This window comes from Candidatus Babeliales bacterium (assembly GCA_041660205.1).
Classification (GTDB): Bacteria; Babelota; Babeliae; order Babelales; family Chromulinivoraceae; genus JACPFN01.
This window is the reverse complement of record JBAZWT010000005.1, coordinates 71,245-93,962: the sequence shown is the minus strand read 5'-3', so window position 1 is coordinate 93,962 and position 22,718 is coordinate 71,245. Positions and strand designations below refer to the sequence as shown.

The following is a 22,718-nucleotide window of genomic DNA, read 5'->3' as shown; positions in this document are numbered from 1 at the left end:
GGTATGGAGGTAGTTCGTCAAATGGGATGATGATATCAGCGCCTAATTTTTTTTGAGCAAGAACTGATGATTCAGGCGTTAAAGTGATTAAATCTCCATTGCGATACGAGCGGAATACAACGCCATCTTCATTGATTTTTATAACGGCATTTCCAGTATTTTTCTGACCCTTGCTTTTAAGTTCACTTGCCACGCCACCATATGCAAGGCTAAATACTTGAAAGCCACCAGAATCGGTGATAATTGGCTTGGAGCGACCAATAAATTTGTGCAGACCACCAGCAGCAGCAACTACATCAGGACCCGGATGAAGCAACATGTGATACGTGTTACAAAACATTAATTGTTGATTTAATGTTTCAAGAACATGATTGTCGAGTGATTTTAAAGTTCCATTTGTTCCAACGGCAACAAAGCTTGGAGTTTCAATAATTCCATGAGGAGTATGAATTCTTCCGACCCGAGCTCGTGACTTGTTTGATTGGTAGATGATTTCGAAAAAAAAGTAAGATTTCATGAAATTTTTTGCTTTAAAAGGGGATTATTTTCTGATAGTATACCAAAATCTTTTACATTCGAATATCTACAAATTTATACACAAGGGGTGACTATGGATTATCGATTCTATTTATATAAAGCTAATTTTTTCATTGTTATATCGTTACTTGCGTTTGATTGTTTTTTATACAGCGCACAAAATGACATCTTGCCATTAAGGCGCCAGCGATCAGAAGAATCATTTTCAGAAGGATCGATCTCAGAAGGATCGACAGCTTTTTCAGAGGGTTCATTATCTCCTCTTGGATCGGAGTATCGAGATAATTCTCCGGGTCCTGTTAACGCTAAAAACTTTGATGATGTTTATAGCATGATTGGCAATAAAAGTTTTGTATCATCTAAGAATTATCATGTTCGAGAACTTTACGATCAACTTTTACAAGAACAGTCTGAACGAATTTTGTCAGATTTTTGTCAAATAGCTGGAATAACGGTAGGTGATTTATCTGCAGATGTTCGTGATTTAAAAAATAATTTTCCTGGAAGTCAGACAGATCCAAAAGATATTACTTGTCCTATTAAAAAATTTTTTTCAGATCACGGATATGGTCACACGTTGATCACTCTTAAGCAAGATCATCGCTGGGATAGTGTTGCGTCTTTTACGTCTTGTAAAGGTGTGACAATTTTACCAATATTTTTTACATTAAGCTCAAGTAGTCAGCAAGCAATACTTCATAAAGAGCTGCAACATTTAATCCATAGTGATAGTTTTTATAAACACACTATGAGTCAAATTGTACTAAACCCTCGTAGATACCGCAGTTCTAAAACACAAATAGATTTGCAAAATATTTTAGAACAATATGAGCAATTTCTTGTTCGACGTGCTGATCTTAAAGCTGGTATTTCTGGTGGAGATGTAATTGTTGATAGTTTAGCGCATGAGTCATATCATGCATTAAATGCTCCTGTAAGTTATATGCAAGAGTTATCGAGCATGATTGAGCAAGAAAAAAAGGCTCCTGTTGTTCAAGCTTGGCTTGATGAGTGTGCAAAGTCCCGTTCAATTCGTCATGTGATACTTAAGTCTACTGTTTGCACTCAAGAATTTTCAGATTCTGATGATGATCAATGGACTGATGCGCAGGAATTTAACAATAGACTTCAATGTACAGGTGTTGATTTTTAAAATCCGAACTCAGCATTAAACTTGATTAATAAAAAGGTTTTACTTCTTCTATAAATATTTTTTAATATTGATTTTAGTTTTCCAATAAAAAAGGGAGAAAGTATGAAGCGTTTAGTATGTATAATTATTTCTTTGATGTTGGCTACGCCTGCGCATTCAGTTGTGTTTCAAGGGTTGGACGATTCAAGCATTAAAATAAATACATTTTCATGTCCTTCAGGCTCTACAGGTTCAACAGATTGCAGCGATGCTGATACAAACGCCAAAGGACTTGTTTTATCAGATCAAATGCCGTTGCAGCTTTTTAACAATCAATCGTATTGGTTAAGGCAGCAAGCTCAGGTAGAGCAACATGCTCAAACAGTTTTGAGACGTACTGGCTCAGATTTACAAACTTATATGCAAGATCAAGGATGGGTAGCAATGGGAAGTTATTGCATTTTAATTTCTACCAATCCTATTTTAACAGACGTTGTGATGCGAGATAAAAAAGCTTCTGGCGACCAAGTTAAAGTAGTTATTCAACTTTGGTACAATGGAGAAAACTTAATTCAGTTGTGGTCGCAAGATGCTGCTGTGATGTCAAAAACGCAAGGTTTTAATGTGGTAGTTTCGTCTGCTCAGGATGATCAAATTTCTAAGTTGCCAAAATTATCCGACGCAACAACATTTTTAGATAAAATAGGTTTGCAAATAAACAATCGAACAACTCAGTACGGAAAAGCAAAAAATTCGCCGAGATCGGTAAAAATAAAGGTCGCTTAAGAGTAAGCGACCAATTATTTATAAAGGATTATTTTTAAAGCCGATGAGTTGGCATTCTGGCTGCGGTTTAATCCCAAACTGTTCAAACACTTTTTGCTGCATAATTTGAGCAACTTTAATAATGTCAGAGCTCGTAGCGTTTGGTTTGGTTACAAGCATATTTGCATGTTGATATGAAACGGTAGCGCCCCCAACGGTGAGTTCACCTTTAACGCCGATTTTATCAAGATAGTACGCAACATAAATAAGTTTTTTTTCAGTGTTTTCTACTTCGTTTGGTAAAAAATTTCTAAAAAAGCTGCCACAAGTATTTGTCTGAGGGTAGCGACGCTCTCTATGTCGAATAATTTCTTCTCTACGGCCTCGTGCTCGGGCTACTTCAAGATCAGTAGCGAGTTTTAATTGAAACGTGGCAGAGACGAGATAATAATCTTTGTTTTGAAGATTAGATGCATCGTATCCAAATTTAAACCATGCAGGATCTACGGTGATTATTTTGCCAGTTTCTTTTGCAATGATCTGTGCGTTGACGATAAATTGTTCAAGCAAGAACTCATAGTAGTGCAGGTTAATATAAACAGATCCGCCAACAGTTCCAGGAATGCCACTAAATTCTTCTAGGTTTGTTAAATTTTTATTCAGGCAGTATTCGATCAAATCATGAAAGGTTGTGCCTGCGCCAGCTTTAACGAGTGCTGTGTGGCCGTCAACCTGTTGAGCTGACATATCGACAAGTCGAGGTCGGATTACCAGGCCATCAAATCCTTCATCGCTGATTAAAATATTGGCACCTTGTCCCAGTACAAAAATTTCAAGTTTGTTGTCACGAGCAAATCCCAGAGCTTGTGCAAACTGCTCTGGAGTAGTTGGTTCGTAGTAAAACTTTGCAAGCCCGCCAGTTTTAAACCAGTTTTTATCAGCAAGAGATACGTTTTGCTCAATTTTGATATGAGGGGTTATGGCGTAAGTATGGCTTTGAGGTATTTGATTAACCATGACATCATCCTTTACTCGTTATCTACTAAATTTTTTGAAGAGGAATTCTTTCAGGCGCTTTTTTTTCATGAAGCATCAATTTGCATCGCGCGCTACATGTTTTTTGAAATGAATCAATGCATGAAGCACATGAAATAAAATGTTTGTTGCATAAAGCATTCAAACAATTGAAGTATTCATCATTTGGAGTTTTGCAATGAAGACAAGATCCCAAGATGTCACTGTTTGCCGCAACGGTAATGCGTTGATCAAAGACGTAATTTTTACCTCTGAAAAATCCATCTGGATATTTTTCTATGTAGCGGTGTATGCCACCAGCGATTTGATACACTTTTTTAGCAACTTGTTTTTGGTTGAGGTAACCAGTTGCGCGCTCACAGCGTACGCCGCCTGTGCAGTGCATTAAAACTGTTTTATCTTTGAATTGATCGATGTTTTCGTCAATGTAGCCAGGCAATTGTCTAAAGTAGCGAATGTCTGGAGTGATAGAATCTGTAAAAGTCCCAACAGCTGATTCATAGTTGTTTCGAGTGTCCAAGATAACTAAGTCGTGTGGAGGATTTGTTAGAAGTTCATGAACTTGATCCGGTGTTAAATGGTTGCCACCATCTTTAACGGTTAGTTTTGATGGGTCGATACCAAGATTTACAATCTCATTTTTTACAAAGATTTTCATTTTTGGAAATGCGTGTGAGCCGCCGGGTGCTGTTTTGAAATCGATATCACCAAATAAAGGATGTTCGTTCATTGCTTGGACGTAAGCAGCAGTTGCTTCATCTGTTCCACCAACGGTTCCGTTAATTCCTTCATGAGCAAGGATAATGCGGCCGGTCAGTCCCAGTGTAGTACAAAGTTCTCTTTGCCATTTTTGGATAGCAACTGGATATTGAATGTTGACATATTTGTAGTACAGAAGGATTGTTCCCATTATCATTTATCCTGTTTGTTAAGAGTTATAACTTTATTTTACTTTATCACGAGATACAGGTAGCTGTCTAGGCGCTATGAAATTTGTACCCGTAAGCTGTTTGACTTGTTTAAGTTGCGCAATGCAAGCGCCTCAAGTACTTTTTGACGTCTGCTTTCTGGCAATGGATGCCAAGGGTCTTGATATAAAATAATTAAATTTTTTGTAAATTCTGAAAACTGTTGATCTTTGAGCATGCATTGCTCAATGCGAGTAAGCCAATGGGCGCCAGCTTGCAAAGACCGGTCATCGCCAAATTTGTTTACAAATTCATCAGCTTGCCGTTCTTGAAATTGAACATAGCTAGCAAGTGCCGTTAAAATAGCCAAGTTTCCAAGTAGAGCTTCAATAGAACATTTTACTTTGTTAAAGCTGGTAGAGTCTTTTTTGAATGCTTTTTTAAGAATGTAACCATTTAAAGCTGCAAACGCTGCGCAAGTTAAAGCAAGCGCTACGTAGCCTTTTTGGTTGTGATCTTTTAAAACATGAGCTGCTTCATGCAAAAGAATATATTCGTCTTGCTTGAACATGTTTTCTAGATCGTTTGAATTTTGAGTTTTCATGTATGCAGTATTGATTGCACGCAGTCGGCTTTCTGGCCAATAAATAGTATTTGTTCTGGAAAGATACTGGTCGGAAATACAAAATAAAACATTATCCAGCTGAGCAACTGGATATTTTTGAGTCATTTTTTCAAACCATGCTTGAGCGCCTACATAGTGATCTTTAACGAGTCGATCTTGCTCAGGTTGGCTGTGCAGGTTTAAAAAAGACGACAAAGCAAGGCAACTAATTGCCAAAGCTTTGAAGCGAAAAATGAACATTAAATTTTATTTTTCTTCTTTGTACATGACATGTCGTCTTACAACAGGGTCATATTTTTTGATTTCAAGACGTCCAGTTGTGTTAACTTTATTTTTGAAAGTTGAATAGAAATGTGGACTTGCTGAGCTTTTGATCTTGATGATTTGGCGATTGCCTTTTTTTGCCATGATTTAAAATCCTTTGTAAAATAAGACCTGTTTTTCTTTTATTATAAGGACAATCTTTGAATTAGTCTAGACTGTTTTAGGGGTCATTGAAATTATGAATATTTTTTAAAGTAAAAAAGGGCTGGAAACAAATCCAACCCTTTGATTTTTAGATAGAGATTTTTGAATCTTTTAATCACGAGAGTCGCGACGAGCAGCCCATAAAACAATGAGTAAGCCGATTAAAGCAAATAAAATTTCGATAATTCTTAGGTTTAATCCAAAAACAATTGGGCATGATGAGCTAGATAATATGTGTAAAATTAATCCACTGAACACGAAGGAAGCTGCTACTACAGGCATTGCAAAAATTGCTCCTAAAAAAAACAAAATTATTGCGAATGTGCTATAGGTCATCAGTCTAATAAATTGGTTTACACAAACTTTATGTTCATGAATAGTAAATGTTTCTGTTTTTTTCCAGTCAGTATTTCGCTCTTTCCATTGAGCTCTTTCTTCTTCTGCGCCATAAGCTTTATAACCTTTGAAAAAAGCTGCTTCAGCTGCATAGTACGTTTTAGAATCGATATTAGGAGAAATAGCTTTCAGTCCTAGCCATACCGTTGCAGGTATTAAAATAACCAGCGTAAATGCGATTAACCATTGTTGCCATGAGCTTTTTATATTTTTTTCCATTTTATTTTCCTTGCTCTTGGCGCTGTAATCGATACAACGCATATCCAACAATTATTAACATTCCAAATGCTAATACAAATCTTAAATTATCACCTAACTCTCTTAAGTAGGGAGCAGATCCCCATAAAACACAGCTAAGTCCAGCAAGCGCTAATCCAGCCCCTAAGCCTTTTTGAAATTTAAATAATCCGAGAACTAAAAGAATTGCTCCCACTCCACCCAAGAAAAAAAATAGAGGTAGGTTTTCCAGATGAGTAAGATCAGCAATGTTTGCCATCAAGGTGCTTATGAGCCATGCTATTGAAATAGCATATGCGATTTGCAATACTTTTTCAGATCTTTGCATTAACAAGTCTCCTTTTTAAATAATAATAATTTGAACTTACTTTGTTTTTATGGTGAATTTCAAGAGATGTTTCAAATTGGGTAGTGAGGTTGTTTTCATAGTTGTGAGAAATTTGTTTTGTTTTATACTGTTTTCATTGTTCTTTCCTCTTATAAAAAAGGCTTTTCATGAAAATATTACTTTCGTGGCTTTTAGATTATCTTGATTGCTGTCTTTCTGATATTAACGTTGATACTTTGGTGCATTTGTTTAACACACGAACTGCAGAAATTGAGTCATTTGAGCGCGTACAGTGCGATCCTTCAGCAATGTTTTTGTGTAAAATTGTTTCTGTAGACTTCCAAAAAGTTTCTGTACATTGCCAAGAATTAAATAATTCGTTTGAGCTTCCAGCTAGACCAGACGCGGTGATCGGTAAAATATATCTCATTTCTAAAGATGAAAACTCTTGGCGCTGGGTAAATCTGTCTGAATTTCACCGTGAAAAAGATGGGCATTTTCCAGCGGTATCAGTGTCTGAAAAGCAGTATGTTGACGGATCTTGGAGGGAAAAAATTGCTCCAGTTGATTATGTACTAGAAGTTGATAATAAATCGATTAATCATCGTCCTGATCTGTGGGGACATTACGGCGTAGCTCGTGAAATCGCAGCTTTTTTAAATCTTAAACTTAAACCTTTAAATGCAGTTTTAGCGCAGCGACCTGTTGCTCAGTCAAGTAAATCGTCATCTTTGCAATTATCTATTCAAGATGAACAAGGATGCACTCGATTTGCAGCGCTTGCATGCAACGACGTGCACAGCAAAGACTCTCAAATATGGATGGCGATACGATTACTTCGTGTCGATGCAAAACCAATCAATGGTGTTGTTGATATCACAAACTATGTGATGTTTGACATTGGGCACCCAATGCATGCATTTGATGCACGTAGTTTTGACAAAAAAGAGATGGTGATTAGCAAAGCAAAAGTTGGAGAGACTTTACAGCTGCTTGACGGTCAAACTATAAAATTAACAACGCAAGACACGGTAGTAAGTGATGGGACTCGTCCCGTTGCTCTAGTGGGAATTATGGGTGGCAAAGATTCTGGTTTTACGCAGGGCACCAAAAACATAATTCTTGAAGCTGCTGGACTTGATCCTGCAGTAATTCGTAAAACTGCTCAACATTTTAAATTACGAACTGAAGCTTCAATTCGATTTGAAAAGCATCTTGATCCTATGCAAAATGTTACCGCAATTCAGCGCTTTTTATATCTTGCTGAGCAAGAAGGCATTCTGTCTGACGGCCAGGAAGCGATAGTGTCTGTTGGTAAGACATTTGAGCCGATTGTTTGCGAAATAACGCATGAGTTTATTGAAAAACGTATTGGAATACCCTTTACGTCTGAATTTGTTGAAACAACGTTGAAAGCACTAGGCTTTCAGGTCGCATTTGATAAAACATCGGGTGTGTACCACGTAACGGTTCCAACAAGCCGAACAACTAAAGATATTGGCATTCAAGAAGATATTTTAGAAGAAATTATTCGATCGTATGGTTTTGAAAACGTTGCACAGCAACTGCCACTAAGGTCAATGGCGCCATTTAGCTTGCAAGTTGTAAACAATGTGGCTCGCATTAAAAATCATTTAGCTTTTGCGTTGTCTATGCATGAAGTCAGGGATTATTTGCTGTACGATGCGTCATTTACTGATCGACTGACTTTAAACCTTGATAGTGCAGTTAAAGTGAGAAATCCTTTATCGCAAAATTGGACGACGCTTGTTACTTCCTTGATTCCTCATTTGCTCAAAGGTGTTGAGCTCAACGCTGCTGGTAAAGATAATATTCGTTTATTTGAGTGCAATCGCATCTGGTCAAAACAAGATACAGCTATTTCAGAGCTCAAATCAGTAGCTGGAATTATTTTTGATAAAAAAAGTGTTGATTTTTACGCTTGTAAAAATCAACTACAAAGCTTGTTCGATTTATTTAGCCTTGAAGTAATTTGGCAAAAGCCACTAGGTGCAGTTCCTGCGTGGTACGATGGGCACAAAGTGGCACAATTGTTTGTCGGCGACCAAGTCATTGGATGGGTTGGAATGATGTCGACGCAGTGGATGCATTCAATCGTTTCAGGATCAGCATTTATTTTTGAACTTGATGAAGAATTCTTGCAACTTCAGCAGCCGCAAAAGAAACTATTTAAGCCGTGGTCAAAATACCAAGATGTAACGTATGACATGAGTCTTTTGATTCCGTTAAGAGTTACGGTTGATGAACTTAAAAACGACATAGCTCGCGCTCATGAATTGATCTGCTCCGTTGAGTTGGTCGATTTCTTTGAGAAAGAAGAATGGGCGGGTCATCGCTCAGTAACGTTCCGGTATACGATAAGCAATGCTGAAAAAACTATGACTAAAAAAGAGCTAGAAGAAGTTACAGAGTCTGTGCAGAAAGTTGTAAAAAAACATGATGCTCAAATCCGTTAAAAAAGCGCACATTACATTGTTTTTGGCATGTTTTATCGTACCATTACTTCTTGATCGAATTACAAAATATTTGATCGTCAACGAAATATGGGAAACACAGACCATCACATCTTTTTTTAATATTTATTTCACCTACAATCGTGGAATTGCCTGGGGTATAGGCAGCGGGCTTGATCAGCAGTACGTCATGTTTACAACAATTGTTGTTGCCTCTGTCTTGTTTTATTTTGCATGGTACATGCGTCTGGTTGCAGACAATCATAAAATGCTGGGCTCTTGTTTGCTTATTTTATCAGGCGGCCTGTCAAACTTTTTTGATAGGTTATGGTTTGGCGGGGTTGTTGATTTTATTCAGCTCCATCTTTCGGGTTGGTATTTTCCAGTGTTTAACATTGCCGATATGAGCATTACCATTGGCGCACTGTTTTTAAGTTATTTTTTCTTGAGTGATGATAAATCGTGAACTTACTTCAACATCCTGCAGTTCACTTCGCAAAGTTGATGTACGATCTGATCGCATATGTGATCTGTCCGCCACTTTGTTATTCTTGTAGAGGGCACTGTCCTTTTCGTGTTATTTTGTGTAAGCAGTGCGAAGAGTTACTTGAGCCTATCGTTCCTAAAATGTTTCAACTTAATAATTCTTATATTTTAACGGTGTACGCAGTATCTCGGTACACTGAGCCACTTCGTCCTATGCTCTTTGCAAAATATCGCAGTGATCCTGCAGTCATTGAAAAGCTGGCAGAATTAATTTGGAAAAAATCTGTCGTGTCGCTGGTGCACGTTGATTGTTTTATTCCTATTCCACTGCATTGGACCAGGACTATGAAACGCGGATTTAATCAATCTGAATTGATAGCAGAGAGTCTTTCTTCGTACTCAAAGATCCCAGTAGTTCACGCGCTTGCGCGTGTTAAAAAAACTGAGTATCAAGTAAAGGTGGAACAAGTTGATAGACGGTGCAATGTCAAAGGGGCTTTTGAGCTTGCGCAGTTTGATTTTGATATTGCAGGCAAGCATATCATGCTTGTCGATGATTCGTGCACAACAGGTTCAACAGCAATTGAAGCAGCTAAAATTTTTATCAAATTAAAGCCTGCATCGATCAATATGGTTGTTGCCTGTAGGGCTTTGTAGGTCGGTTGAGTAGTAGTTTAAAAATACTCGCTATTTGTAAAAAAACGCTAATCTGATAGGCTTATTATAGGTTTAATAATTTTTAAATTAGGAAAAAATGCATGAAAAAACTATTTTTGTCTTTAGTGCTTTTTGGTGGTGCATATAAAAACATACAATGTTCTGAATTGTCAAAAGTGCAAATAGCTTGTATTGGTGGAAACGTAGCTATGGCTTGTCTTCATATGAAAGAGGCGATAAATACTAGTCAACGAATTGGTTCAGATCCTGATGCTGTTTTTTGTACAGCAGTTCACTTAGGTACTGCAATTGTTCAAGCAACTTCTGTGTCAATTAATTTGATTAATCCAGAAACATTTGATTTGAATAGTTCAATATGTATGACGGCTCTTAGCCTTGGTATGGTAAAACTGGGCAGAATAGCGCAAGAACAATCACTACATCGATCGTACATAGCGTTACAACAGTCACAACAACAGCGACAGCAAGCAATAAATGCATTGTTTTTGGCGGCGCAAGTGCAGCAGCAGCAGGTTAATTTACTTGCGGTGCAAGTGCAGCAGCCACAGATCAATCAGGTGTCAGCGGCGGCGCAAAGCTTATAAAATCGTAAGAGCAACTACAGGCAGTTAACACTACTTAGTCCAAAAAATTAACTAAAAATTTTATAAAAAAGCGCCATAAGAGTGGCGCTTTTTTATAATTTGATTAAAAAAGTTTAAGCTCAATTTTTAAATTATTCGACCACAATTCTAGGAACTGAATTATTAAGTCGTGCTAAAAATAAACGCACGTTTTTCTTAGCGCCAATTCGCCAGTCGTAAGCACTCAAGACATTATCCCCATCTTGGCCTAAAACCGTGACGATATCATGACGTTTGGTCTGCGGAATGTGAGTTACGTCAACGGTAAAATAGTTCATGTTTATTCTGCCAACGATTGGAGCAAACTGTCCGCGAATTAAAACTCTGCCGGTGTTTGCAAGGTCAGGATCAATTCCTTCGTAATATCCCATGCCTAAAATAGCAAGCGTGGCAGGCTTACTTGCCGTGTAGGTGCGACCGTAGCCAACAGTTTGGCCTGCAGGAATTGTTTTGAGTCCGATAACGCGAGTTTTTAAAGATAAAATTGGTTGAAGCTGTTGTTGCTTGATTGGATCAGCTTCAGGTAAATATCCATAGAGTCCAGCTCCAATGCGCGCAAAAGAGTATTTATATTTGCTCACAAGGCTACCATGAGAATTGATGGTGTGAATTTGAACATCTTCTTGCGTTAATGGACGAAGTAATTCTTCTTGCTCATGTACTGAATCTTGATTGCAAGCTTCAATTAAATGAGAGCAGATTCCTTGCAGAAAAACGTGACTAGATGATTTGATTAAGTTCATGTAGGTTTCAAATTCTTCTGGCATGATACCAAGTCGAGACAGGCCTGTATCAATTTTTAAATGAATGTTAATTTTTTTACTATTCTTTTCACCGAGCTTGTTTAAGGCTTTAATGGTTTGCACGTCTGAGACGACCATATCAAGGCTGTGCTCTGCAATATCTTGCAGTGATGTGTTGATAAAACCAAGAACTAAAATTGGTTTAGTGACTCCATGTTGTCGTAGCTCCACGCCTTCCTGCGTGTTTGCAACGCACAGTCTAGTAACGTGTGAACTTTGTTCATGAATCAGACTTACTTCTTTCAGTCCATGTCCGTAGGCGTTTGCCTTGACCACAGGAGCGATCCCAGTTTGCTTAGGAAGCCAAAGGCGATATTGATTAATATTGTGCTCAAGAGCAGATTTTTTAATTTCTATCCAAGTCGTATGATTCATGGTTTTTATTTAGCCTTAAATAGATGTTGAAACAGTTACAATTCATTGTAGTAAAACAAAAAAGACGCAATCATACAATCTAAATCTAGAAAAAAAGGGGTTGGTTTGGTAACCTATCTATATCGTTATGTATTGTTTGGGGAAAAAGTCCTATGAAAAAAAATAAATCTGGAAAATCTACTGAAAGATCTACAGAAAAATATTCTGATTATGTTTACGGAGTGCATGCTGCTCTTGAGGTTTTACAGGCAAAACGTCGTAAAGTAAGCATGGTTTATACGACCAAAATTCAAGTTAAATCATGGGGACTCATCGAATCACTTCTTCCAAAACATATTCAAATTCAATACGTAGCGCGTGAAGTTCTTGATAACATGTCGGGAACGACTGAGCATCAAGGTATTGTACTCTTTGTTTCGCCTTTTCCTTTTGAAAAGTCTATGTTTGAAGCTAAAAAGTATCCGTTCATTGTGGTGCTTGATGGTGTTCAAGACGTTAGAAATTTAGGCGCAATTATGAGATCGGCTTATTGCACAGGCGTTGACGGAATTGTTCTTTGTAGTAAAAACAGCGCTCCTTTGACAGCTGCGGCAATTAAATCTTCAGCTGGTTTGTCAGAGCATGCAAGAATTTTTGTTGCTCCATCAATGGGATTTGTAATGCAAGAGCTGAAAAATCGTGGTTATGAGATTTATTTAGCAACGCTTGGTGTAGGCGAAAATGCTGCAACACTTGAATATAAGCAACCAGCAGCACTTGTTATTGGCAGTGAAGAATCTGGGATTTCTAAAGAAGTTTTAAAAAGCGGAACTCGTATTCTTTTGCCTCAGCGTCGAGCAGACATTTCATATAATGCTTCTGTTGCTGCAGGAATTTTAATGTTTTTAATGGGAAATCAATTTCATAAAATTTCATAACCCCTTGCCCGGCGTAGCTTTTGGTTATTTTTTGTATGGAGAAAATATGAAAAAAAGATCTTGGATAATTTTATTTTTTATAAGTTTTTCGTTGACTTGTATTTTTGGTTTATTGACTTGGAAATTTTTTTGGCGGGTGCCACAAGAAATTGTAGAGCTGCAACCAAAGCAGGTTGAAACTAAAGCTGAAGAAGTTCCTGGTGAGCAACCAACACCAATGAGTACATATGAAATGATAGACTTGGATATGCCAGTTGAAATTTTTTTAGCTCGAGGTACTAGTTCTTCTCAGATTTCAATGGTGCGAAGATTGCTTTTAAAGCAGTGGATATCTTCAAATCAGAAAGATTTGCTCAAGCTTGTGGTGTATGGACAAGGTGCAACTTCATTTAATGAACTCAAGAAATTATTAGAAATGGCCGTTGAAAAAGAAGGCGGATGCAATAATGCATGCTCTGTGATTCAAGGGGCTATTAAAATTATTCATGAAAATGAAGATCTCATGCAGCACGTGGACAAATCGCTTCAAGAAGGAATGAGTTCTGATGTTCATATGCTTAGAGGTCAAATGATGAACATTGATCAAGGAAGTAAAGAATATAAAACGATGAAGGCTCAGTATCGCAAAGCTTTAGAAACATGGATGGATAAGAAGCATGGAGCTTTCATTGATAAAGTTATTACCAAAGTTTAATTGTTAAATATTTGAATATGTAAAGGCTCTTACGCTTACGGTGCGTGAGAGCCTTTCTTTTTTAGTTTTATTCTTGACTTTGAAAGTTTAAAAGAGGTACACAGGGAGTAATCAATAAAAGCTATACACGGTTATTTAGGGTTAAGGGGAAGTGATGAAGTGGATGGTTTACATTTTAGTAGCAATCCTATGTGTGATTGGATTTTTTTTAGTTAAAAAAAGAACTCCAGGCATACAACAAATCTTGCCAGAACAGTGTGTGTTTTTAATGGATGAAGGATTGTCGAAATCATTTCAAACCAATATATCGTCAACGATTACTGCAGCGTATGGAGCATCAAAAGATCCACAAGCTGTCATTGCAAAAGTTAGTCAGCAATATCCAGAAATTAGTTCTATGAAAGTTCATTTGTGTAAAACAGATAAAATTTGTTTTTTGCTTGATGGCCAAAAGCCAATGTTTTTACTCAATGGGCAGTCTGTGGTTTGCGACAATGATGCCGTCATCGAAAAAGATCATTTTAGCAGTGACATTGTTGATGGGTTGACCAGGGTAACAGCTGACGGCGAGCAAAACATACCAGGCATGGTTCGATTTTTTGAAAAACTTCCAGCAGCAATTAAAGCAAATTTTGAAACTAACTGGCTGAGCGACAGCGAAATTGTTTTGCATGAAAAAAATAAACAAGGGGAAAGTTTTTTAGTTGCCGTTACTCAAGTCCCGCAGGAAAAAGATATTGAGCTATGCAGATCGATTCAAGATCCTGTTGCTTCTAAAAATAAAAAAAAGAGTATTACGTATGATTTAAGATTTAATAATCAAATTATTGTCAGGTAGGGGAAATATTATGGCAAAAGTTTTTCATTCTTTAATTACTTCAATAGATGTGGGAACAACTAAAATTTCTGTTCTTATTGCGCAAAAAACAAGTGATGACACTGTTGAGATACTCGGCATTGGCAAATCGCCATCCGACGGTCTTGATAAAGGTGTTGTTGTTGACGTTGCTCGAACTGTTCAATCCATTAAGCGCGCTGTAAAAGAAGCTGAGCTTATGGCTGGCTGCTCAATTTCAGAAGCTTACGTAGGAATTTCTGGTAGCCATATTCATTCTTTTAACACTCATGGCGCTGTGCCTATTAAACGTTCACAAGTACTTCCTTCAGATATTCAAGCTGTTTTGACCGTTGCGCAGGCGGTACCTATTGAAGAGGGGCAAAAAATACTTCATGCATTACCGCAATATTTTATGGTTGATGGAAAAGATCGTGTGGTTAATCCGCTTGGTCTTCATGGAGTCAGGCTGGAAGCTGTGGTTCATGTTATTACTGGAGCTGTTTTTTCCATTCAAAACTTAATGAAGTGTTGCGAGCTTGCAGGTGTTACTGTTAAGGATATTGTTTTAGAACAACTAGCATCAGCGGAAGGCGTTTTAAGTCCTGATGAACGATCTTTGGGTGTCGGCGTTCTTGACATTGGTGGTGGAACATCTGATTTTGCAATTTATCAACAAAGCAGCATTCGATACACCAAAGTATTTCCACTTGCGGGAAATTATTTCACCAAAGATTTAGCAGTTGGACTGAGAGCAACGCTGCATGACGCTGAACGCTTTAAACGTGAACATGGATTTGTGGGTTATATGCTTCAAGAGCACGATGAAGAACTTGAAATTGAATCGGTGCAAGGTAACTCGGTTCATAAAGTGAGCAAACAACAAGCAGGATATATTTTGCATGCACGAGCTTTAGAGCTGTTCATGCTGCTACAAGATGACATAAAACGATCATCTCTTGCATCTATGATGACAGCTGGTTTAGTTATTACTGGAGGTGGCTCACTTTTGGTAGGAATTGATGAGCTTGCAAAAAAAATGTTGGGAATGCCTGTACGAATTGGAAGACCAAGAGTTGATTGTGGTTTTTCAGAAATTTTAAATAATCCGACACATGCGACAGGTTATGGTCTTTTAAAATATGCCTTACGAAAAGATAAACAAGTGGGCGTAAACCAGATGGAAGGACCTATGGCGCAACGTGTTTTTACAAAAATGAGATCTTGGGTAGATAAGTTTTTTTAAACCTTTTTAAGGAGTGGTAATGATAAAGTTCGATACGCTACATGATAATGAGCATGATGACTCTTTTGTAAAAATTAAAATCTTAGGAATTGGTGGTGCCGGAGGCAACACAATTAACAGCATGAAAGATTTTGGTTTAGAAGGAGTTAGTGGTTATGTTGCAGCTAACTCAGACATGCAAGCGTTGCGTCAATCAAAAGCAGACTGTAAAATTCAGCTAGGTGTTAAAGCAACTAAAGGACTTGGTTGTGGAGCAAATCCAGAAGTTGGTCGTCGTGCTACAGAAGAAGATCTCGAACAGATCATGGAGCAGCTCGGTGATGCTGATATCGTTTTTATCGTTGCAGGTATGGGTGGCGGAACTGGATCAGGAGGAGCTCCTGTTGTAGCAAAAGCTCTTAAAGATCGTGGCATTTTAACTATTGCTGTAGTTACAAAGCCCTTTGTTTTTGAAGGACGACGTCGCATGAATATTGCTCAAGAAGCTCTTGAGACGTTAAAAAAAGAAGTTGATACTTTGATCGTAGTTCCTAATGAAAAATTATTGAATCTTGTTGATCGTTCAACTTCGATGATTGAATCTTTTGAAATGATTAATCAATTATTGATGCAATCAGTAAAAAGCGTTTCTTCAATTATTTCTCGCTCTGGTCATATCAATGTAGACTTTGCAGATTTGCGTGCGATCATGAAAGGCATGGGACTTGCAATGATGGGAACTGGTAGCGCCTCAGGTGAAAATCGAGCAGTTGAAGCTGCAAAAAAAGCGATCTCTTCTCAGTTGCTTGAAAACATGGATATCAAAAGTGCACGCGGTGTACTTCTTAATATTTGTGGTGGTCCAAATTTGTCACTGCATGAAATTAATGATGCTGCAAATGTGATTTATGATGAATCAAACAAAGATGCACATATTATTTTAGGTTCAGTAATCGATCCTACTATGGGCGATGAAGTGGTTGTCTCTGTTATTGCTACAGGTTTTTCCCCGGCAGGAATTCAAGCACAAGCTGAAAAGGTTGTCGCTTCTGTTGCTCAACTGCCGCAAGAAGAAAAACGTTTGTTTACAGAGCCACAACTTGCTAGAATTATGGCAGAAGACAGTAATAAATCTCAGGATGATTCTTTTGAGGTTCCTGCTTATTTAAGACAACAGCAGGGCATTGACTCAAAATAAGGCATTAACTTTATAAGGCACTACTTTTTACATGGAAAAAATAAATCGTGATTCTTTGTTCATGTTTTTTGGCGACAAGCAGCATGAACTTTCTATCAAAGAAATCAAAGAATCACGATTTTCTTTACCTTTAAAAACACTTGTTAATGGTTTTGGCATTAATAACTTCATTGTTTTAGATCAGACACACTCAGCTCAAGGAATAATGGTTGAAGATATTACTATGCAAAAATCTGAAAGCTGGTTTGAGTATCAAGGTGATTTTTTATTAACGCAGAAAAAAGATTGCGCTCTTGTTGTTTTAACAGCTGATTGTGTACCAATAATTTTGCATGATCCCATAACTCAAACAATTGGTGTAGTTCATGCAGGATGGAGAGGTTCTGCTGCTGGCGTGGTGCAAAACGCTCTTGCGGCAATGCAAGAAAGATACGGAGCAAGGCTACCTGACATCCAATGTTTTTTTGGACCGAGCGCACAAGCTTGTTGTTATAATATTACAGAAGAATTTTTGCAGCATTTTAAAAAACTTGATTATGGACAGAAAGCTTTTATAAAAAAACAGAATACTTTTTATTTCGATAATGGTTTACTGCTGCGAGAAGGATTGAAAAAATTTGGCATACGTCCTGAGAACGTATACACTGATGCTGGGCTATGCAGTATATGCAATGTTCGGTTCTGCTCATTTAGACGAGATAGAGAGCTTGCCGGGCGTCAAGTAACAGTTGTAGCATTACGATAATATGAAACTGATTTTTAAGGGTACTTTATGATTACAAATTTTCTGGCTAAAATTTTTGGAAGCGCAAATCAACGAGCTGTCCAAAAATTACAAGTGATAGTTGATCAAATTAACGCTTTAGAGTCATCAATTGTAAATTTATCTGATGACGAGATAAAAGCTAAATCAAATGAATTTCGTAAGAGAATTTCGCAAGGCACACATTTAGATGAAATTTTACCAGAAGCTTTTGCTGTTGCTCGGGAAGCATCAAAGCGTACGCTTGGCATGAGACCGTTTGATGTACAGCTGATGGGTGCGATAGCATTGCATCAGGGCAAAGTAGCAGAAATGAAAACAGGTGAAGGAAAAACGTTAACAGCGACTCTGGCATTATATCTTAATGCGCTTGCTGGCAAGGGTGCACATTTAGTAACCGTGAACGATTACTTGGCACAACGTGACTCTGAGTGGAACAGACCTATGTATGAATTTTTAGGATTGACCGTTGGTGTCATTACCAATGACATGCATGATCATGAAAGAAAAGTTCAATATGATTGTGATGTGTTGTACGTGACGAACAATGAACTTGGTTTTGATTATTTGCGAGACAACATGAAATTCCGCCAAGAAGATTATGTGCAGCGCGAATTATACTATGCAATTATTGATGAGTGTGACTCGATTTTAATTGACGAAGCTCGAACACCGCTTATTATTTCTGGTGCGGCAGAAAGGTCTTCAAACTTATATGAAGTTGCGCAAAAAGTTGTTCATAATTTAATTCGTGGAACCGATTTTGAAGTTGATGAAAAAGCTCGCAACATTCAATTGACTGAAGAAGGTCATGACAAAGTTGAAGCTCGGCTGAATATAAGTAATTTATATGCAGTTGAAAACATTAACATTCTTCATCACATTATTCAGGCGCTAAAAGCTAATATTTTATTTAGACTTGATGTTGAATATGTGGTCAGGGATGGAGAAGTTTTAATCGTTGACGAATTTACTGGTCGAATTCTTTCTGGTCGTCGTTACAGTGATGGTTTGCATCAAGCAATTGAAGCAAAAGAAGGCGTTAAAATTGAAAAAGAAACACAAACGCTTGCATCTATTACATTACAAAACTTTTTTAGAATCTATAAAAAATTATCAGGTATGACCGGAACAGCAATGACTGAAGCTGAAGAGCTGTCTAAAATTTATAAGCTTGAAGTCGTTGCGATTCCAACCAATAGAGTTATGGTTCGTGATGATAAAAACGATCTGATTTTTTTAACAGAACAAGCAAAATTTGCAGCTATCGTGCAAGATGTTAAAGAGCGTCATGAAAAAGGACAGCCAGTTTTGGTTGGTACTATTGCAGTTGAAAAATCAGAAAGATTAAGTGATGTTTTAAGAAAAGAAGGCATTCCTCATGATGTTTTGAACGCAAAACAACATGCTCGAGAAGCTGAAATTATTGTGAGTGCTGGACAGCCAGGTCATGTGACCATTGCAACAAACATGGCTGGTCGTGGTACCGATATTAAACTACATCCAGATTCTTTACTTGCAGGTGGACTGTATGTGCTTGGGACTGAGCGACACGAAAGTCGTCGTATCGATAATCAGTTGCGTGGACGTTCTGGTCGACAAGGTGATGCTGGTGAATCTAGATTTTATATATCTTTAGAAGATGAGCTGATCAGGATTTTTGCTGGTGATTCTATGAAACATTACATGCAAAAATTTGGTATGAAAGAAGATGAGCAAATTGAATCGAAAACCGTTTCAAAATTAATTGAAAACTCTCAAGAGAAAGTTGAAAAACATAACTTTGAGACTCGCAAACATTTAATTGAATATGATGACGTATTAAACCAACACAGAAACGTTATCTATTCATTGCGCCAAGATGTGCTTAAAGATTCTGATAATATTTATGAAGTTGTTCGAGATTTTATCAATGCAACAATCAGCGATCTTATTGCTGTGCATTGCCCAGCTAGATCAATAACTCAATCTCAAGCAGACTATATTCTTGAGCAGTTATCACTTAGTATCGGACTTCCTTTAGACATGCTTAAAAAAGAAAAGTTTTCAATGACAAATACTGATGACTTTGAGCGTGATCTTGTTAACTTTGTACTTTTAAAATATGACGAATTCCGTCACCAAATTGGCGCAGAAGATATTCAAGATGCCGAAAAATGGATCATGCTTGAAACTATAGATCAAGCTTGGAAGCAGCATATGATTAACATTGATCATCTCAAAGAAGGCATTGGTCTTCGTGGAAACGCTCAAAAAAATCCATTGATTGAATATAAAAAAGAAGCATTCAGCATGTTTGAAGAAATGATGCGCGATGTTCAAGCTGATATTGTACGCCATATATTCCATATCAAACCGGAAATGTTTGATAAGCGTAAATTGATTGAACGCCGAGAAAGAGAGCTGGATGAAATGAAAATGATTTCTGGCGATAATGAAAAATCTGATAAACAACAAGAAGTTGCTAAGCGTGATGAGGATAAGGTTGGCAGAAATGAACCTTGCTCATGTGGCTCTGGCAAAAAGTTTAAAAAATGTTGCGGGCTATAAAGCCTTCGCTTGTAAAGCCTTCGCTTGTAAATCTTGCATAGAAAGTAAAAAAAATAGCATGATGAAAAAAAATTCATCATGCTATTTTTTTATAACACTTAATAAAAAAGGAACTTTTATGAAATTATTAATCTGTATTTTTGCCATGCTTACTGTGTTTAATGTTGAAGCGTATAATCCTTATCAAATTAAAGTGTTGAAACAGCAAATAGCTCAAGGAGTTAAAAAAATTAATGTTTCAGGCGCTGACTTTCGAGGATCTGGCGGGTTTGACGCAAGTAATGCACATCTTTCATTAAAAGGAATTAATCTAAGCAATGCGCAACTTTCTGGAGCTGCTTTTAACACTCCCACGAAACCTGCAAGCAGTCCTTTTTTAACTCATACAATTGGACAACAGACTGATTTGACTAAAGCTAATTTTTCAAACGCGCTGTTAGTTTCTACTAATTTTGCAGGAGCTATTTTGCAAGGTGCTAATTTTGCAGGAACCGATATCATGTTTGCTAATTTTGCAGGAGCAGATCTTACAGGGGCAAATTTAAAGGGCGTTAAAAATATGGCTACAGCTGTTTTTTGTGGAGCTACAATGCCTGATGGCACAATATGTTCAGGAGCTTCTTGTGGCTGTCCTGCTAAAAAATAATGGCGTAATCGGTGAAAAATGATTTTTGCAACTTTGGGTAATCTTGTTATAATCCTTTATTAAGAAGTAGTATTTTCATCTTAATATCCTAAAGGATCTAATTCATGAAGTTTCAAAATAAACATCTCGCAATTTCTGCATTCATCGTCGTAGCAGCACTGACTATTCCTGGTTGTGCATGGTGGCCTTTTGGCTCAGCAAATAAAGAAGTATCATCATTTTCAAGCAGTGATGCACTACTTACTATCGACGGTGTTCCAGCTTTAACAGTACAAGAATATGAAGAACAATTAGATATGGCTCGAAAAGCAAATCAACAAATTGATATGTTGCTCCAGATGATGCCAAACGCTGAAAAAGATTTTGTATTCCGTGGTATGGCAACAGCTAAGCTTATGAAAGCTTGGGCGCAAAAACAAGGCATCGACAAAACTGAAGATTTCAAAAAACAAAGAAATCAGTTGCATGAAGCTATGGACTTGCAACTTTATATGAAACACTTTGATGAAGCACATCCAATCAATATTAGCGATTCTGATCTTGCAAGATTCTACGAAGATAAAAAAGATTCTATTCCTGCATTAACGCTTTCAGCTGGTGGCGTTGAAACATCATTCGTACGTTTTGAATCAAAAGATAAAGCTGAAAAGTTTTTTGAAAAAGTAAAAGGCTTCAAAAAAGCTAGTGCTTTTAAAACTTCGGCAGAAGAAAGCAAACAAAAAGCTGGTGATTCTGTAATCAACGAAAAAAGTTCTTTTAGCCCGTCAATTAAAAGCGCTGTTTTAAGCTTTAAAAAGTTCCCATCAGTTCATATGTTAAAAGCTGAAGACGATTCATACTGGGTACTATTTGCAGCTGGAAAATCTGAAGCGAAGTATCGCGATCTTAAAACTCCAGAAATACAACATGGTTTGAGAAAAATGCTTACTGACGAGCGCAAAGAAAAACAACTTGAAGAGTTAGTAGATAAATTGAAAACAGAAATGAATGTTGTTGAAAATAACAAATATTTCGAAGAAAAAGAAAATAGAAAACGTGCTGCGTTAGAGCAATCAGAACCAGCAGCTGGTCAGTCAGAGTTTGATGAGTCAGATGATGAAGAAATGGTTCATGGAGCAATGCCGGTAAAAGTATGAAAATAACAAAACTTACTCTCATAAGTTTATTTGTAGTTCTGCCTGATTTAGTTCAGGCAGAACTCATTTTGCTTGATCAAATAGAATGTGTTGTTTGTGGCCCAGAGCGCAATACGCCATTGGTTGATACAGATGCATCTTGGAAACGCGATCTTAATGGAAAATTCATTGATATACAGCGACAAATCCAACAAGACATTGTGAACCAACAAGTAATTGCTGAAAAAATGCCTATGGAGCCTGCAGCTGCACAAAAATATATTGACGGCTTAAAGACTCAAAATAATTTAAGTGATGCTGATCTAACAACAATGTTTGCAGAAGTTGGAAGAACGACACCTGAAGGCTTATCTTTATTGCATGATCAATATGTTCAAGAATTCTTTACGCATTACAAATTCAAGTCTCAGCTTGTTGCAACCGATGATGAAATTAGTGAGTACTATAACGAGTTTCCTGAATTCATAGAAGGTTGGGTTGATATTACAATTGCTCATATTCCATATGAACAGGCGTCTCGAGAAACTGTGAAAAGTCAGATAGAATCATTTGTTTCAACTGGTAAGGCTGATAATCTTACTGTACCTTGGAGTTCTGCAATTCGCATAGCTACCGATGACATAGCAAAAGACAAAGAATTTGTTTTAGGTATGGACGCAAATCAAACTTTAATCCGTGAAATAGATGGAGAGTTTGAGTTGTACAAACTTACAGAAAAAGAACCTACCAAATTAAAACCTTTGACCGAATGTCGCGCTTCAATTATCGATCGTCTAAATCGTAAAAAATTAGAAAAAATGTTGAGTGCGCACAATCAAACGGTCCGTGAATTTATTGATATTATTCCGCTTGGAAATAAAGAAATAAAATTAAACGTTTGATAT

At 37.3% G+C, this 22,718-nt stretch carries 24 protein-coding genes; 16 read left to right on the top strand and 8 right to left on the bottom strand.

Annotated elements, in window-relative coordinates:
* Positions 1 to 517, bottom strand: a 517-nt coding sequence (locus WC747_02840; GenBank protein ID MFA5998927.1) for a tRNA-guanine transglycosylase, incomplete at its 3' end; no start/stop codon positions are given.
* A 93-nt stretch (positions 518 to 610) separates the two neighbouring features.
* On the opposite strand from WC747_02840, the gene WC747_02835 reads away from it, so the two are divergent.
* The gene (locus WC747_02835; protein ID MFA5998926.1) at positions 611 to 1,690 is read left to right on the top strand and encodes a hypothetical protein; all 1,080 of its coding nucleotides are present in this window, start codon (positions 611 to 613) and stop codon (positions 1,688 to 1,690) included.
* Between the two features lie 102 nt (positions 1,691 to 1,792).
* Positions 1,793 to 2,455 (top strand): hypothetical protein, encoded by a 663-nt coding sequence (locus WC747_02830; GenBank protein MFA5998925.1) that lies wholly within the window; start codon positions 1,793 to 1,795, stop codon positions 2,453 to 2,455.
* A gap of 18 nt (positions 2,456 to 2,473) precedes the next feature.
* Here WC747_02830 and murB read toward each other — a convergent pair whose 3' ends face one another.
* The 6 genes from murB to WC747_02800 all read right to left on the bottom strand — a co-directional run bounded on the left by murB (position 2,474) and on the right by WC747_02800 (position 6,431).
* Positions 2,474 to 3,451: a UDP-N-acetylmuramate dehydrogenase gene (murB, locus tag WC747_02825; protein MFA5998924.1), complete on the bottom strand. Its 978-nt coding sequence runs from the start codon at positions 3,449 to 3,451 to the stop codon at positions 2,474 to 2,476.
* A gap of 25 nt (positions 3,452 to 3,476) precedes the next feature.
* A complete protein-coding gene (locus WC747_02820) occupies positions 3,477 to 4,379 on the bottom strand; it encodes a rhodanese-related sulfurtransferase (GenBank protein ID MFA5998923.1) in 903 nt (300 codons plus the stop codon).
* 74 nt (positions 4,380 to 4,453) lie between these two features.
* Complete coding sequence (locus tag WC747_02815) at positions 4,454 to 5,242, bottom strand: hypothetical protein (GenBank protein ID MFA5998922.1); 789 nt, start codon at positions 5,240 to 5,242, stop codon at positions 4,454 to 4,456.
* Positions 5,243 to 5,248: 6 nt separating this feature from the next.
* Entirely contained in the window at positions 5,249 to 5,410 is a 162-nt protein-coding gene (gene rpmG, locus WC747_02810; protein ID MFA5998921.1) for a 50S ribosomal protein L33, read from the bottom strand.
* Between the two features lie 171 nt (positions 5,411 to 5,581).
* The gene (locus tag WC747_02805) at positions 5,582 to 6,085 is read right to left on the bottom strand and encodes a hypothetical protein (GenBank protein MFA5998920.1); all 504 of its coding nucleotides are present in this window, start codon (positions 6,083 to 6,085) and stop codon (positions 5,582 to 5,584) included.
* Between the two features lies 1 nt (position 6,086).
* A complete protein-coding gene (locus WC747_02800) occupies positions 6,087 to 6,431 on the bottom strand; it encodes a hypothetical protein (protein MFA5998919.1) in 345 nt (114 codons plus the stop codon).
* Between the two features lie 167 nt (positions 6,432 to 6,598).
* On the opposite strand from WC747_02800, the gene pheT reads away from it, so the two are divergent.
* The 4 genes from pheT (at position 6,599) to WC747_02780 (ending at position 10,653) form a co-directional block, all read left to right on the top strand.
* Positions 6,599 to 8,908 (top strand): phenylalanine--tRNA ligase subunit beta, encoded by a 2,310-nt coding sequence (pheT, locus tag WC747_02795; protein MFA5998918.1) that lies wholly within the window; start codon positions 6,599 to 6,601, stop codon positions 8,906 to 8,908.
* Positions 8,889 to 9,371 (top strand): signal peptidase II, encoded by a 483-nt coding sequence (gene lspA, locus WC747_02790; protein ID MFA5998917.1) that lies wholly within the window; start codon positions 8,889 to 8,891, stop codon positions 9,369 to 9,371. Before pheT ends, lspA begins: the two co-directional genes overlap by 20 nt.
* On the top strand, positions 9,368 to 10,048 hold the full coding sequence (locus WC747_02785) for a hypothetical protein (GenBank protein ID MFA5998916.1): 681 nt from the start codon (positions 9,368 to 9,370) through the stop codon (positions 10,046 to 10,048). The genes lspA and WC747_02785 overlap by 4 nt, the downstream gene beginning before the upstream one ends.
* Before the next feature lie 101 nt (positions 10,049 to 10,149).
* Positions 10,150 to 10,653, top strand: coding sequence for a hypothetical protein (locus WC747_02780; GenBank protein MFA5998915.1), 504 nt, complete (start codon positions 10,150 to 10,152; stop codon positions 10,651 to 10,653).
* Between the two features lie 131 nt (positions 10,654 to 10,784).
* Here the strand turns inward: WC747_02780 and alr are convergent, their stop codons facing one another.
* A complete protein-coding gene (alr, locus tag WC747_02775; protein ID MFA5998914.1) occupies positions 10,785 to 11,870 on the bottom strand; it encodes an alanine racemase in 1,086 nt (361 codons plus the stop codon).
* Positions 11,871 to 12,022: 152 nt separating this feature from the next.
* On the opposite strand from alr, the gene rlmB reads away from it, so the two are divergent.
* The 10 genes from rlmB (at position 12,023) to WC747_02725 (ending at position 22,715) form a co-directional block, all read left to right on the top strand.
* Entirely contained in the window at positions 12,023 to 12,787 is a 765-nt protein-coding gene (gene rlmB, locus WC747_02770; protein MFA5998913.1) for a 23S rRNA (guanosine(2251)-2'-O)-methyltransferase RlmB, read from the top strand.
* Between the two features lie 46 nt (positions 12,788 to 12,833).
* A complete protein-coding gene (locus WC747_02765) occupies positions 12,834 to 13,481 on the top strand; it encodes a hypothetical protein (GenBank protein ID MFA5998912.1) in 648 nt (215 codons plus the stop codon).
* Between the two features lie 154 nt (positions 13,482 to 13,635).
* The gene (locus WC747_02760) at positions 13,636 to 14,319 is read left to right on the top strand and encodes a hypothetical protein (protein MFA5998911.1); all 684 of its coding nucleotides are present in this window, start codon (positions 13,636 to 13,638) and stop codon (positions 14,317 to 14,319) included.
* Between the two features lie 10 nt (positions 14,320 to 14,329).
* Positions 14,330 to 15,562 (top strand): cell division protein FtsA, encoded by a 1,233-nt coding sequence (ftsA, locus tag WC747_02755; protein ID MFA5998910.1) that lies wholly within the window; start codon positions 14,330 to 14,332, stop codon positions 15,560 to 15,562.
* A 19-nt stretch (positions 15,563 to 15,581) separates the two neighbouring features.
* Positions 15,582 to 16,739: a cell division protein FtsZ gene (ftsZ, locus tag WC747_02750; protein MFA5998909.1), complete on the top strand. Its 1,158-nt coding sequence runs from the start codon at positions 15,582 to 15,584 to the stop codon at positions 16,737 to 16,739.
* 31 nt (positions 16,740 to 16,770) lie between these two features.
* Positions 16,771 to 17,484 carry a polyphenol oxidase family protein gene (locus tag WC747_02745; GenBank protein MFA5998908.1) on the top strand — a complete coding sequence of 238 codons (714 nt, stop codon included), beginning with the start codon at positions 16,771 to 16,773 and terminating at the stop codon, positions 17,482 to 17,484.
* 27 nt (positions 17,485 to 17,511) lie between these two features.
* Positions 17,512 to 20,052: a preprotein translocase subunit SecA gene (gene secA / locus WC747_02740; protein ID MFA5998907.1), complete on the top strand. Its 2,541-nt coding sequence runs from the start codon at positions 17,512 to 17,514 to the stop codon at positions 20,050 to 20,052.
* A 118-nt stretch (positions 20,053 to 20,170) separates the two neighbouring features.
* Positions 20,171 to 20,698: a pentapeptide repeat-containing protein gene (locus WC747_02735; GenBank protein ID MFA5998906.1), complete on the top strand. Its 528-nt coding sequence runs from the start codon at positions 20,171 to 20,173 to the stop codon at positions 20,696 to 20,698.
* Between the two features lie 104 nt (positions 20,699 to 20,802).
* Complete coding sequence (locus tag WC747_02730; protein MFA5998905.1) at positions 20,803 to 21,834, top strand: hypothetical protein; 1,032 nt, start codon at positions 20,803 to 20,805, stop codon at positions 21,832 to 21,834.
* Complete coding sequence (locus tag WC747_02725; GenBank protein ID MFA5998904.1) at positions 21,831 to 22,715, top strand: hypothetical protein; 885 nt, start codon at positions 21,831 to 21,833, stop codon at positions 22,713 to 22,715. The genes WC747_02730 and WC747_02725 overlap by 4 nt, the downstream gene beginning before the upstream one ends.
* Positions 22,716 to 22,718 lie beyond the last annotated feature (3 nt).

What these genes read in the sequence shown, in the direction of transcription:
- WC747_02835 (MFA5998926.1), top strand. Translation starts at nt 611, where the DNA reads ATGGATTATCGATTCTATTTATATAAAGCTAATTTTTTCATTGTTATA.
- WC747_02830 (MFA5998925.1), top strand. Translation starts at nt 1,793, where the DNA reads ATGAAGCGTTTAGTATGTATAATTATTTCTTTGATGTTGGCTACGCCT.
- murB (MFA5998924.1), bottom strand. Translation starts at nt 3,451, where the DNA reads ATGGTTAATCAAATACCTCAAAGCCATACTTACGCCATAACCCCTCAT.
- WC747_02820 (MFA5998923.1), bottom strand. Translation starts at nt 4,379, where the DNA reads ATGGGAACAATCCTTCTGTACTACAAATATGTCAACATTCAATATCCA.
- WC747_02815 (MFA5998922.1), bottom strand. Translation starts at nt 5,242, where the DNA reads ATGTTCATTTTTCGCTTCAAAGCTTTGGCAATTAGTTGCCTTGCTTTG.
- rpmG (MFA5998921.1), bottom strand. Translation starts at nt 5,410, where the DNA reads ATGGCAAAAAAAGGCAATCGCCAAATCATCAAGATCAAAAGCTCAGCA.
- WC747_02805 (MFA5998920.1), bottom strand. Translation starts at nt 6,085, where the DNA reads ATGGAAAAAAATATAAAAAGCTCATGGCAACAATGGTTAATCGCATTT.
- WC747_02800 (MFA5998919.1), bottom strand. Translation starts at nt 6,431, where the DNA reads ATGCAAAGATCTGAAAAAGTATTGCAAATCGCATATGCTATTTCAATA.
- pheT (MFA5998918.1), top strand. Translation starts at nt 6,599, where the DNA reads ATGAAAATATTACTTTCGTGGCTTTTAGATTATCTTGATTGCTGTCTT.
- lspA (MFA5998917.1), top strand. Translation starts at nt 8,889, where the DNA reads ATGATGCTCAAATCCGTTAAAAAAGCGCACATTACATTGTTTTTGGCA.
- WC747_02780 (MFA5998915.1), top strand. Translation starts at nt 10,150, where the DNA reads ATGAAAAAACTATTTTTGTCTTTAGTGCTTTTTGGTGGTGCATATAAA.
- alr (MFA5998914.1), bottom strand. Translation starts at nt 11,870, where the DNA reads ATGAATCATACGACTTGGATAGAAATTAAAAAATCTGCTCTTGAGCAC.
- rlmB (MFA5998913.1), top strand. Translation starts at nt 12,023, where the DNA reads ATGAAAAAAAATAAATCTGGAAAATCTACTGAAAGATCTACAGAAAAA.
- WC747_02765 (MFA5998912.1), top strand. Translation starts at nt 12,834, where the DNA reads ATGAAAAAAAGATCTTGGATAATTTTATTTTTTATAAGTTTTTCGTTG.
- WC747_02760 (MFA5998911.1), top strand. Translation starts at nt 13,636, where the DNA reads ATGAAGTGGATGGTTTACATTTTAGTAGCAATCCTATGTGTGATTGGA.
- ftsA (MFA5998910.1), top strand. Translation starts at nt 14,330, where the DNA reads ATGGCAAAAGTTTTTCATTCTTTAATTACTTCAATAGATGTGGGAACA.
- ftsZ (MFA5998909.1), top strand. Translation starts at nt 15,582, where the DNA reads ATGATAAAGTTCGATACGCTACATGATAATGAGCATGATGACTCTTTT.
- WC747_02745 (MFA5998908.1), top strand. Translation starts at nt 16,771, where the DNA reads ATGGAAAAAATAAATCGTGATTCTTTGTTCATGTTTTTTGGCGACAAG.
- secA (MFA5998907.1), top strand. Translation starts at nt 17,512, where the DNA reads ATGATTACAAATTTTCTGGCTAAAATTTTTGGAAGCGCAAATCAACGA.
- WC747_02735 (MFA5998906.1), top strand. Translation starts at nt 20,171, where the DNA reads ATGAAATTATTAATCTGTATTTTTGCCATGCTTACTGTGTTTAATGTT.
- WC747_02730 (MFA5998905.1), top strand. Translation starts at nt 20,803, where the DNA reads ATGAAGTTTCAAAATAAACATCTCGCAATTTCTGCATTCATCGTCGTA.
- WC747_02725 (MFA5998904.1), top strand. Translation starts at nt 21,831, where the DNA reads ATGAAAATAACAAAACTTACTCTCATAAGTTTATTTGTAGTTCTGCCT.